Genomic DNA, 10,939 nt, shown 5'->3' with positions numbered 1-10,939 from the left:
CGCAACAGGGAGAGCGGAGAGTCTCGATGAGTGAGGGGGCGAAGCAACCGGCGGCCTCGACCGTTTTTGTGGCTGGGTTCGCGGCACTCCCGGACTGCAGCGACGAGGCTCAGGCAGCGTTTACCGTGGCCGTTGAACGATATGCCACTGAACTGGCCGCTCGTGCACGTGGACAAACTCAAGGGGAACGCATCCTGAGGGCAGACGTGGATGCGGCAGTGAGGCAGATGAAGCCAAGTTCAGGGCGCGACAAAGCCAAGGTACTTGCAGATTGGGCAAAGCGAACGGGCTACCTCTTCATCGGTCTATCTATCGCTCAGTTCAATTCCATCAGGCATCAAAAGCTTATCGCCGAGGGTAGCGTCTCCTGGCTGGTACTCGACCTCGCTCTTGTAGTGCTGTGCTTGGTAGCAGGCGTCATCCTCGATCGCCGATCCGTCAGTTAACTGTAAAGAACAGCTGTCAAAGAGCGCCATAAACTCACCACGACAGTCGACGAGTTGATCCACCAGGGCCTCGACGTGCGCGGCGCTACGTGCTGGGCGAGGACGCAGCGAGCACACCCGACCCGCGGGGGCGGCCAAGCGGGTGACACCGGCCAGACCAGCCGAAGCCGCGGCCACACGCCGACAACTGCTCACGAACTCTCCCGAGTTAGGGCAGGCGTGGCGTTCGGTTGCGGCGTGGCCTGCGCGGACGCGGTCCGGCCCGTGGCCTGGACACGACATCCGGGGTATGTGCATGCCAGGCACCGCGGCTGGCGGCACGGCCATGCGCGTGTCCGCCACCAGCGGCAGTGAGTGAAACGCCGCCGCGCCACACTTAACGCAACGCGAGAGCCCCGATACGCTGAGTGCCCGGCCATCGTTCTATCGGGGGCGACTGTGACACAGATCCGGATTGCCACATTCAACGTGGAAAACCTTGACGAGACAGGACCGGGCGAGCGTCCCTCGCTGGCCGAACGCGTCACGCTGATGAAGCCTCAGATCAGCCGACTGCGCGCCGACATCGCCTGCTTCCAGGAAGTCCATGGCCAGGAGCGCCCCGGCCAGCCGCGCGCTCTGCTTGCCCTGCAGGAACTGCTCACCGGAACCAACCTCGACGGGGCCACCCTGGTCAGCACCAAACCCGACGGTGACGCTGTCTACGACAAACGCAACGTGGTCGTGGCCACCCACCTGCCAGTGCTCAAGCACCAGCAGCTGCGCAACGAGCTGGTCGCCGAGCCCCGCTACCAGCGGCTGACCGCCATTCCCGCCGACACCCAACCGGTCTCCATCGGCGTCGAACGGCCCATCCTCCACGTCCAGATCGACCTCGACCAGGCGGCCCCCGGCAACACCGTGCATGTGATCAACGTGCACCTGAAGTCCAAGCTGCCCACTGACATCCCCGGCCAGAAGATCGACGAATTCACATGGCGCACCGCCGACGCCTGGGCCGAAGGCGTGTTCCTGTCCTCGATGAAACGCATGAGCCAGGCCCTGGAAGTCCGACGCCTCATCGACCAGATCCTCGACGCCGATCCCGACGCCCGCATCATCGTCGCCGGCGACTTCAACGCCGCTCCCGAAGAGATCCCGGTGCTGGCTATCTGCGGCAACGTCGAAGACACCGGAAACGGCGACCTCGCCGCACGCGTCCTCGTCCCCATCGAGCACACCATCGCCGAACCAGCCCGTTACACCCTCTTCCACCAAGGCCACGGCCAGATGCTCGACCACATCCTCATCACACGCAACCTCCTGGCCCACTACCGCGGCTCAGAGATCCACAACGAGCTCCTCCACGACGAATCCGCCGCCTTCGCCATCGACCGCAAGTACCCAGAGTCCGACCACGCCCCCGTCGTCGCCACCTTTGCCTTTGACTGACCCCGATACGCCGATGAGCGCGCGTCCGGACAGGACGTCCTCGTCCACGGCGCGACCGGCGCCATCGGCTCGGCGGCAGTGCAACTGCTGAAGCATCACGGGGCCACCGTGACCGCGGTGTGTGACACGGCGCACCTCGAGCTGGTCAAGGACCTGGGCGCGGACTGGGTCATCGACTACACGGCCCAGGACTTCACCAGGGACGAGCACAGCGACGACGCGGTCTTCGACGCGGTCGGCAAGAGCACGTTCGGCCGCTGCAGGCAGCTACCGAGTCCCGGCGGGGTGTACCTGTCGTCAGACCTGGGCCCCGGGTGACAGAACCTGATCTCGGGGTTCCGCAGCCAGGGCGACCTGCTGATGCAGCACGGTGGCCAGGACCCGTTCGGAGAAGGAGAGCCGGGGCGGGCGACCGCGCCGGGTATTTCCGTCGGGGGCCAAAGAGTTGGTGAGGTAGTCCAACACCTTGATGATCTGCAAGCCCTTAGGCTGAAGGCTGACCACCGAGGTAGTTCCACCAAGCCAATACCAGGCTGCGGACGAAAGCCTCGCCCTCGGCCAGGTTCATCGTCCGTTTCGGAAGTCCGGCCCCGGTAGCTCTTGCATGACGCGCCTCGCTGCCACTCACATCAGGTCGATTAGCTGATGCCGTAAACGCAGAAAGATCACCACTAGACGCCCACTGCGTCGCCTTGAGCGGCTTATCACCCCCCACGTTGCCACGCACGATCTCATAGACCTTGTAGAGATCGACCCAGGTTAGTGAAACGCTTGACCTGCCCAGGATTTCCAGAGTCTCGGCCACATCGGCGTGGCTCGACGCCAACTGCACGTACGGCGGTCCTTCTGGCGGTGGTGGGGGCGGGGGTTGAGATGGTGGCGACTGTCCATCACCCACCGACAGAACTACGCCGTACGCCTTGGACCGAACCACAACGGTGTCAGCCTGCACGATATGGTGACGCCGCCCGTTACCCGTGCCGTCATCCTCCACGAAGGTGCCGGGCAGACTGACGGGCCGAAAGCTGCTGTCCAGGACACGTGCCACACCTGTCACTCGTTGGAGAAGGTCATTAGCCGCCTCGAACAACCGCCCACCGTCGTCCATGAGGCCGTCCAACTCAGCCGAGTTCAGGTAGTAGCCGTCCTCCTCTTTGCTAACTCTCGGGTCGCCCTCGCGGAAGAGTTCCACCAAGGTATCCAGATCGAAGGTATGACCCTCTAGCTTTGCCTTTACCGCCATGCCGCCTCCTTTCCCGCAATCCATTTTGCGCTGGCCACTACAGCTTGTCGATACATTCCCGTAGCAGGGCGTTGAGGTAAGCACCGAAGGGCAACAGGTCGTGCATAGCGATGACGTCCTTGCTGGGGCGGACACGCCGGTGGAGTACATCATCCGCCTGATTCTTGAATTCCAGCAACCGGGCCATGTACTTCTTGTCGGTCCGGGCCCACTTGTAGTTGCTGACCGCCGACTCAAAGGAGTTGGCCCCAAGAATCGGCGGGACATGGTCAATGACTGCCCGTACCAGTGCATGGCAGGCATAGACGTGATCTTCCGCGTAGCAGTCGTTCAGCTCGCGCAGCAACTGCAAAAGCTTGTCGAGACTCCAGGCGGTCTGACCCTGCTTCTGCTCCAGTTCTTCAATGAGGCCAGCATTGACGTAGACCGGAACTTTGACGGTAGTAGCCGTTGGTGACAGGTCCTCCGACGTGCCGATGATGATGTTCTGTGCGTATTGGGCCCCGGAGTGAGTTTCCTCGAATAGGAGGCGCTCCTCAAGCAGGATTTCAGTGACCTGTGAAACATATTCACTGAGGTTCCTGACATTCCGATACTTGACGAGTTCTCGGTTCAGCTCAATCCGCCAGCCGTTGCTGGTGCCCCACGTCGAGTAGCCGCTCCTCAATACTGGTTCGTGGCGGAAGATGCCAGGCAGTGCCCCCAGGAACTCAGGCGTCGCGGCGGAGAAGTCCCTTCGGATGTCGTCCGACGTTACAGATGCCTTCTCTACCTTGTCCGGTGACGGAGTCATGGCCTGTTGATGCTTAATCAGGTACTGCAAGATGGTGATGAAATGCTCGCCGAAGACGCGCTCAAGTTGGGGAACATGGAGGCCAGCGGCGACCGTAAGAACAGGGCGGCTATCGTCTGCAAGCTGGTTCCGGTCATACCACGCCAGTCCGTATGAACGCTGCCCGATGAGCGGAGACCCCACGCTCGGCAACGACTTGAGAACCGACGCAGCATCCAGACCCTGTCGGTCGAGCTGAGCCTCGACATAGTGCCAGACCGGCCACTGCCCCTTCTTGAGGTAGGGCTCAGCCATAGTGGTCATCAGGGCAAGCTGGCCGTCATCAAGCTGAGCCGTCAACGCCGACATGGTTCGTCCGATCTTGGAATCATCCGCCTGGATGGCCCCGTATCGTACGCGCCCTGAGTGGTCATCAGCCACGGCTTTCACGCTGGCCAAGCTGGCCGGATCGCTCTGGCCGCCGAACCCCTCGCCGTACTGTTCACCGCCCAGCCGCATCGCCATCGCACGCTCCTGAAGAACAGGCGGTTGCTCAAGGCACACGGCGTCGTCATTCTGCCCGCGACGACCCCATCGGTCGCCCTCTCGGTCGTCCAGGACCTCCGCAGCCACCCTGCTGGAGGTCGTCCACCTGCGGATCAACCGCCCCGCCCTGAAGTGGACCCTCTCCCGCCTCGTCGTGGAACCGGTCACCGAGCCGATCGCCCGACACGCCGCCGCCCTCCTCGCCGACGCCGGCCTGCACGGCCACAAGTACGCCATCGACGCCATGCTCAGCGCCACCGCCCTCGCAGCCCCCGGACCGGCCACGATCCTGACCTCCGATCCGGAGGACATCACCATGCTGTGCGGCGGGCGGGCCACCGTCATCAAGATCTGATGCGTCCGCCGGTTACCGCTTGCGGCCGGTGCATCCGCTCGCATCGGCAGCCGCCCGGCGGCCTTACATGTAGTGGGCGTAGCGGGTGGCGACAGCCTGGTCGGGCGGGCAGAAGCGCAGAACGGACTTGACTTGGTTGGCCGTGCGCAGGGTGACGGGGAGCCGTCCGTCCAGGCGGGTCTGGTTCCAGTTCATCTTGGTCAGGGCGAGGACTTCGGCCCCCAGTTCACGCGGGTCCCGGGCGGCGATGACGGGTCTGATGCCGATCGGGCGCGGGATGTACATGCCGGGGTAGGTCCGGTAGAACTCGATGCTTCCCGTGGCGTACAGCGCGAGTTCGCGTTCGCCGAGGACGGCGAGGGTGCCGCGCAGGGGAGGCGCGTCGCCGGGGCGGAAGGTGGCGGCTCCTTCGCTGCTGGTGACCCAGCTCATCTCCAGTGCGTCGATGAACCGTTCGTCCGCGGCATCCTGGAAGCCGCCTGTCTCCTCGCCGGTGAAGGCCGAGGTCTTGTGCAGCACGATGCGAGCGGGCGCGGTGTGGTGTTCGCGCCGGTAGGCGTCCAGTGCCTGGAGCAGGAGGGCGTGCGCGTCGGCGCGTGCCAGGTGGGGCTGACGGTCGGTGCGGCTGATCCGTGCCGGTCCTCCGCGCACGATCACTCCGTCCCCGCGTTCGTTGAAGACCTGGGCGACCGAGGTGTTCAGGGCGTTTCCGTCGTCGCTGCGGTAGAACGCGATGCCGACGTAACAGGTGGTGAGATCGGTGGGGCTGCGCAGGAGGCGCCAGGGGACGCCGCCGGCCTTGTAGTAGAGGGCGACGTGGAGGTTCCAGGCACGGCTGGCCTCGTCCTGCCTGCTGTGGCCCTCGGGAGGGCTGGTGGCTTCGTCCCAGGTGCTGCGCCGGATGATCTGGATGGGCTGGCGCAGGTTCAGCAGCCGGGCTTTGAGCAGGTCGTGGAAGTTGGCGAACTGGCCTGGCGGCGGATCGTCAAGGGCGTCCTCCGAAGGAGCACCGGCTTCGTCCGGACGGCCTGATGATCGGCGGGTCATCTCGACGAGTTGCTCGGGTCTGGCGACCAGGAGGACGTCGACCCGGTTCTCGTCGGCCAGTGCCCTGATCTCTTCCTCATAGATGCTCACGGCCCTGGTCAGGGCTGCCGGGCCGTCGGCCGTCTCGATGGCGCGCAGGTCCCTGCTGCTGATCGCGCGTGTGTTCCGGTCGCTGAAGACCAGGGTGGTGTGCAGGCCACGGTCGGTGTCGCATCCGGGGAATTCCGGGAACAGATGCGGATACTGCTCGTCCTTGGCCGCGATCGGCTCCCGGCAGCGCTCCAGCCACCGGCGCAGCCCCTCGAGTTGGTCTGCGGGACCGACCAGGCCAACACGGATCGCCCGTGGAGCATCGGCCGCACCGAGATCGGCCGGACCATAGTTCGTGATGCCGAACCTCGGATCGATGTGCCGGGCCGCGCCGCCGAACTCCAGCTCGGGCTCATCAAGAATCACGGAGTACATCACTGGCCTCGCCTCCCGCTGTTCGTTCCTCCTCGACGGGACGTCCGTCGCCCTGCGGACCTGGCCTTGTTTCCGGGGTTTCTTCGTCGGGGAGCGTCGCCGTCACTGTCCCCGTCCTGGAGCAGGCTGAGGAGATCCTGGGTGTCCGCGTCCGCGGCGGCCAGCACGGTGTCCAGGGTTTCCTGTCCCCCGGCGGACGGGTCCTGGTCGTCCTCGGGTGCGGCGCCGGACGGGGCAGGGCCCCACCACCGGTCGTCGATTCCCCGGTCAACGGTCATGGTGGCGAGTTCGCCGAACTGTACGGGCCGTGGTTCGGTGAACAGGTCGGCGTGGTTCAGGTAGTTGGCCCACACGCGGGTCCAGCCCCGGACGGCTGGGTGCCGGTCCAGGCGTTTGATCCCCGCGAGCAGCCGGTCCGCGTAGGGGTGCTCGGTGTGACCGTCGGTGGTGAAGCAGTAGTCCGGCTCCAGCTGGCAGTACCAGACTCCGCCCAGGCGCCGGAATCGTGTGCGCAGCGCGGCGTGGTGGTAGAAACCAACGCGCTGCGGGTCGGACTTGGAAGCGTGCGGTCCGAACACCGTCCGGCCCCGTGATCCCGGTCCCTTGCCGGCCTTACGTGGCCCCAGGCGCGCGGTCGCGCGGAAGTGCATGTGTTTGCGGGCCTTGTGCCACCGCAGGTCCGGGTAGGAGCCCTGGACGGTCCGGGAGAGCAGGTCAGCGAAGCGGTGCTGGGTGTCCAGGTCGTCGCTGTCCGCCCACTCGACGGTCTCGTGGCGCTCGGGGTCTCCGGCGCAGAGCACCCGCAGGGGCGAGTCCCGCAGGCTGTGGAACGACAGGACCAGGCCGTCCCTCAGAATCCAGCCGGACGCGCGCCGGCCCTGCGCGTCCAGTGCTGCGCCGGCCGCGCGGTAGTCGGTGAAGGCCGCAGGGGCCAGATGCACCGTCGGCGGCATCTCGGTGACGGGCAGCAGGTTCGTAGTGAGCACTTCGGTGATCGGCGCGGGCCTCAGGTACAGGCCCGCCGTCCGGGGCACGGCGAGATGCAGCAGTGCCTGGGCTGCGTCCCGGTCGAAGCGCTGGGTGTGCTTGTCGATGTGCACGACGCGCTTGGCACGGCTGACCGCGTCCGGGAACGCCGCCTTGACCTCCGTCCACCACGCCTCGTCGCTCTCAGGGTGGGAGAAGACCAGGATGACGGGCGAGTTGCCGGACAGCCAGTGATCAAGATCGCGCTGGTCGCAGACGTAGTGGAACGCGTCGTCCGTCTCACCGGAGAAACGCCTGTCCTGGGCCTTGCTCTGGACCAGCAGGGTCAGATTGAGAACGGCCCCGCTGCCGGGTTCCACCAGGTCGATGTGCCCGTCGATGCCGTGGTCGACCCGCCGGGGATGAAAGAGGTGGCCCATCTCCAGGCACCGGCGCTCGATCAGGGCGATGCCCTTCTCCCCGATGAACGTCTGGCGCGTCACGGTCTTGCGATCAGCCATCACCACACCCTCCCTGCTGGTCACGGCACGGCTACGAGCCACCGGCCGAGCTGCTGCGCAGTCAGGCTACGCGGCACCACTGACAACCGGGTCCGACCACATCCAGGGGCTCCACAGGACAACAGCCGCAGCGCGAGGCGCATCCAGCGCTTCGAGGTGAACCTGGCGGGTTTCTCCCGCGCCCGCTTCAGCTCGGGCGCGGGGAGCTACGCCTCGAACTGCTCATCAGGCTCGGGGGACTGGTCGTAGGAACTCAGGAGCCCTTCGATGCGCTGGTTGTTGATGGACTGCCGGTCGTACAGGCACTTCGCGTACCGGGACAGCAGGACCTCGACGCTGTTGCCGGCCCGCTGGGCGACCTCGGCCGGGTCGGCCCCCGCGCACAGCCAGGTGGACAGGGCCGAGTGCCGAAGGTCGTACGGCCGTTTCGCGAGCGGGGTGTTGCCGAGGGCGGGCGGCAGGGCAAGGGCGCGAGTCTCGTGCCAGACCCGGTTGTAGGTGGTGTACGTGACGATCCGGCCCTGCTCGGTGAAGAACAGCCGTCCGTCGTCAGCCGTGCCGAACGTGGCGACGTGGTCCCTCCACATCGTCACCAGGTGCGGCGGCAACGGCACCACCCGTGTCTCTCCCGGCGGGCGGTTCTTCAGCCCGCGCTCGTCGTGGAACTTGCCGGTGTCGGTCCACCGTTTGCCCGCCTGCGGCAGAGTGCGGTGCAGGATCAGCCGCCCCCAGCCGGTGCGGGGCAGGCGGCAGTCCGGCAGCGCCACCGCGACCGCCTCCTCCGGGCGCAGGCCGGCGTAGTACATGCCGGCGAAGAACCCGACCAGCCGACGGCCACGAGCACGCCGATAGTCGCCCACGTAGGAGACAGCGTCCAGCAGATCCCGTGCCTGATGAGGGTTGGCCACCACCCGCGGGTCCACCGAGACCGCCGGCTTGGGGACCCGCCAGCGGATCTTCTCCAGCGGATGACTGCCCAACTCGCCCCGCTCCACGGCGTAGTGAAGCGCGTGCACCAGCACCTTGCGCTTCCGGCGCATCGTCTCCACGGCCGCCTCGCCGCCGTCCAGCTTGCGGCGCAGCGACTCCAGCACATCACGCGCCAGGACCGGATCATGCAGGTCGACCAACGGCCGGGACGCCTTCACCACCCACTGCAGCACCAGCCGGTCCTCCGCCGGCAGCTCCCGCTGCTCCGGCCCGGGCACAACGAATGCCCAGTGCCGCAGGGCACGGCGCAGAAGCTGCCCCTTCGGCCGGCCCGGCATGTCCCAGCACATCGCCATGGTGATCACGGTGAGCGCCTCGCTGACCTCGTCCCGGGTCTTCGCCGCCCTGCCGGGCCAGTGCGCCCGCGCGTACTCGGTCGCGAAGGCGTACCAGCTCAGCTTGGACGGACCCCGGGGACCGTGCATGGGACTGGCGCCCTGAGCCAGGCCCGCGCGGATGGCCCGCACCAGCTCCGCGCCGAACTCGCCGGCCATGTCCGCGACCGCGCTGCCCTGGCCCTGGCGTCCCGCATCATGCGGCGGCGCCTGTGATCGGTCCGTCGACTGTCCGGGGCCCGGTGTGGCACCGCTTTCATGTCCGTTTGAGTCCATGCCCGCCTCCTCTTGATCGACGCGGCATGACTGCCCGAAATGTCCACCCGAACATCCCCCGATGAGGGCGTATCCGGATCACGGGAGGTTGACGGGCAGAGATTGTCGGACGTTCGCAAGAGTGCACGCCACCGGAATCCGGGTTGCGGTCAGGCCGCGAGGTCCAGGGTGAGGGTGACTGGTTCCACGGCGCCTTCTTCTTGCGGTAGGCGTCGAACGCCGCGCTGCACAGGGAGTGGCGGGGTGCAGGGCGACCACCTCGGGCGGGTTGCCAGCTTCTGGGGTACGCCTGCCACCCAGACGCACGATCCGTGCGTACCGGACGGTCTCCTCGGGCTGCCCGCCCGGCACGTACGCCTGCCCGTGCTTGAGGTGGTGCTCCACGACAGCTCCCGGGCTCGCACAGCAGCCCGACGACTGCATCGGCCACTGCTGGTGGCCTCCCGGGAACGTGACACCGGGGATCGTCATCTGGGCTTGAGGCTCATCGGCCGTCGCCGTCCGCTATCGTGCTGGTGAACGGCCGCGCACCGGCCGAAGCTGGCCTCAGCCCATGACTGGAGCATCTTGAGGCAAAGGTGCCAGGACCTCAAGTCCCAGCGCATCAGTGCGAAAAGCGACCAAAGTCTTGTCGCTGACGGTGAACTCCCGAATGCCCGCGTTGATCAAGTTCTCGCGTGCACGGGTCATGGGTAACCGCTGTACGCCATCGAGGAGAACTCGTGGTCAGCAATCACGGCAAGAAGCAGCGCGCACGGAAGAGGGCAGCGCGCACGGGAGCGTCGCACGCGTCAGCGGTCGGCGGCACCCTGCACGACCATTCCATGACCGACACGGATCTGATCGACGGCATGATGCCGTACGTGGACGGCTGGGAGAGCGACGTTGAACTGGCGACGCGGTTGGTCGGCGCCTGCTGGATGGATTGCCGTCCCTGCAGGGACTCGCTGTCGAAGCAGGTCGTCGCCAACAGCCGGGCCACACTGGCCGGACTGGCTGGCGCCTGCTACCTGACCCTGCCGGGGACCGCTGTCCAGCACTCTCCGAAGCTCTCTGCTGCCACGCGAGCGTGGGCCGCGACGGCCCATCACAAGGCGTTCACCGCTGGCGCCGAGGCCGCTTTGCGTGCCGTGAGCGAGCTGAGCGCAGACGACGCCAGGGTCCTGCTGGAGGACACGCTCGACCACTGGATGGGGGCGAGGTCGACCATTCTGGACATGTTCAAGGGTGCGGGTCGCAGCGACACCCCTCCCGGTCAGCAGGCTGCCGGGACGCAGACGCCTTCACTCGAAACCGACCCCGCGTGTTCACCACGAACCCAAGGGCCCACCCCCGACGATGACGACATCGGCCCCTGGGTTCCCGCTGAAGAACCTTCAGTTTCCGCGAACTCGCGGGGCTCAGGGGGTCCAGGACGCTGGGACCTTGAGGGACTACACCGAGGCCAGGCGGGTGGCGCTGATCGCGTGTCTGGCGGCTAAGGCCCGTATGCGCGCCCGGGACGATGTGGCCACGATGTTCTGCAGGCGCATGGCGGCGAAGGCGA

9 protein-coding genes and 1 pseudogene are annotated in these 10,939 nt (G+C 66.4%); 5 read left to right on the top strand and 5 right to left on the bottom strand.

What is annotated here, in order from left to right; genetic code table 11:
* From ACLZN2_RS46645 to ACLZN2_RS46635, 3 genes are all read left to right on the top strand, one after another.
* A partial coding sequence (locus ACLZN2_RS46645; RefSeq protein ID WP_416986125.1) for a hypothetical protein occupies nt 1–446 on the top strand: 446 nt, incomplete at its 5' end.
* Between the two features lie 438 nt (nt 447–884).
* On the top strand, nt 885–1,877 hold the full coding sequence (locus ACLZN2_RS46640) for an endonuclease/exonuclease/phosphatase family protein (protein ID WP_416986124.1): 993 nt from the start codon (nt 885–887) through the stop codon (nt 1,875–1,877).
* Between the two features lie 63 nt (nt 1,878–1,940).
* The gene (locus tag ACLZN2_RS46635) at nt 1,941–2,195 is read left to right on the top strand and encodes a zinc-binding dehydrogenase (protein WP_416986167.1); all 255 of its coding nucleotides are present in this window, start codon (nt 1,941–1,943) and stop codon (nt 2,193–2,195) included.
* A 166-nt stretch (nt 2,196–2,361) separates the two neighbouring features.
* Here the strand turns inward: ACLZN2_RS46635 and ACLZN2_RS46630 are convergent, their stop codons facing one another.
* Entirely contained in the window at nt 2,362–3,120 is a 759-nt protein-coding gene (locus ACLZN2_RS46630) for a hypothetical protein (RefSeq protein WP_416986123.1), read from the bottom strand.
* Nucleotides 3,121–3,157: 37 nt separating this feature from the next.
* Entirely contained in the window at nt 3,158–4,417 is a 1,260-nt protein-coding gene (locus ACLZN2_RS46625; RefSeq protein WP_416986171.1) for a hypothetical protein, read from the bottom strand.
* A gap of 94 nt (nt 4,418–4,511) precedes the next feature.
* Between ACLZN2_RS46625 and ACLZN2_RS46620 the strand changes: the two are divergent.
* Nucleotides 4,512–4,793: pseudogene (locus tag ACLZN2_RS46620) on the top strand (DNA-binding protein); the annotation flags it as partial.
* Between the two features lie 63 nt (nt 4,794–4,856).
* Here ACLZN2_RS46620 and ACLZN2_RS46615 read toward each other — a convergent pair.
* The 3 genes from ACLZN2_RS46615 to ACLZN2_RS46605 form a co-directional block, all read right to left on the bottom strand.
* Nucleotides 4,857–6,305 carry an argonaute/piwi family protein gene (locus tag ACLZN2_RS46615; RefSeq protein WP_416986122.1) on the bottom strand — a complete coding sequence of 483 codons (1,449 nt, stop codon included), beginning with the start codon at nt 6,303–6,305 and terminating at the stop codon, nt 4,857–4,859.
* Entirely contained in the window at nt 6,305–7,792 is a 1,488-nt protein-coding gene (locus ACLZN2_RS46610) for a DUF4365 domain-containing protein (protein WP_416986121.1), read from the bottom strand. Before ACLZN2_RS46610 ends, ACLZN2_RS46615 begins: the two co-directional genes overlap by 1 nt.
* Nucleotides 7,793–7,998: 206 nt before the next feature.
* Nucleotides 7,999–9,393, bottom strand: a complete 1,395-nt coding sequence (locus ACLZN2_RS46605) for a tyrosine-type recombinase/integrase (protein WP_416986120.1) — start codon at nt 9,391–9,393, stop codon at nt 7,999–8,001.
* A 722-nt stretch (nt 9,394–10,115) separates the two neighbouring features.
* Here ACLZN2_RS46605 and ACLZN2_RS46600 point away from each other — a divergent pair.
* Complete coding sequence (locus ACLZN2_RS46600) at nt 10,116–10,874, top strand: hypothetical protein (protein WP_416986119.1); 759 nt, start codon at nt 10,116–10,118, stop codon at nt 10,872–10,874.
* Nucleotides 10,875–10,939 lie beyond the last annotated feature (65 nt).

The sequence above is a fragment of the Streptomyces sp. T028 genome, from assembly GCF_048159505.1.
GTDB lineage: Bacteria > Actinomycetota > Actinomycetes > Streptomycetales > Streptomycetaceae > Streptomyces.
This window is presented reverse-complemented; position numbering and strand designations above follow the sequence as displayed.

Coding starts and splice junctions, on each gene's coding strand:
- ACLZN2_RS46605 (WP_416986120.1), bottom strand. CDS start 9,393: ATGGACTCAAACGGACATGAAAGCGGTGCCACACCGGGCCCCGGACAG.
- ACLZN2_RS46610 (WP_416986121.1), bottom strand. CDS start 7,792: ATGGCTGATCGCAAGACCGTGACGCGCCAGACGTTCATCGGGGAGAAG.
- ACLZN2_RS46630 (WP_416986123.1), bottom strand. CDS start 3,120: ATGGCGGTAAAGGCAAAGCTAGAGGGTCATACCTTCGATCTGGATACC.
- ACLZN2_RS46625 (WP_416986171.1), bottom strand. CDS start 4,417: ATGGCGATGCGGCTGGGCGGTGAACAGTACGGCGAGGGGTTCGGCGGC.
- ACLZN2_RS46615 (WP_416986122.1), bottom strand. CDS start 6,305: ATGTACTCCGTGATTCTTGATGAGCCCGAGCTGGAGTTCGGCGGCGCG.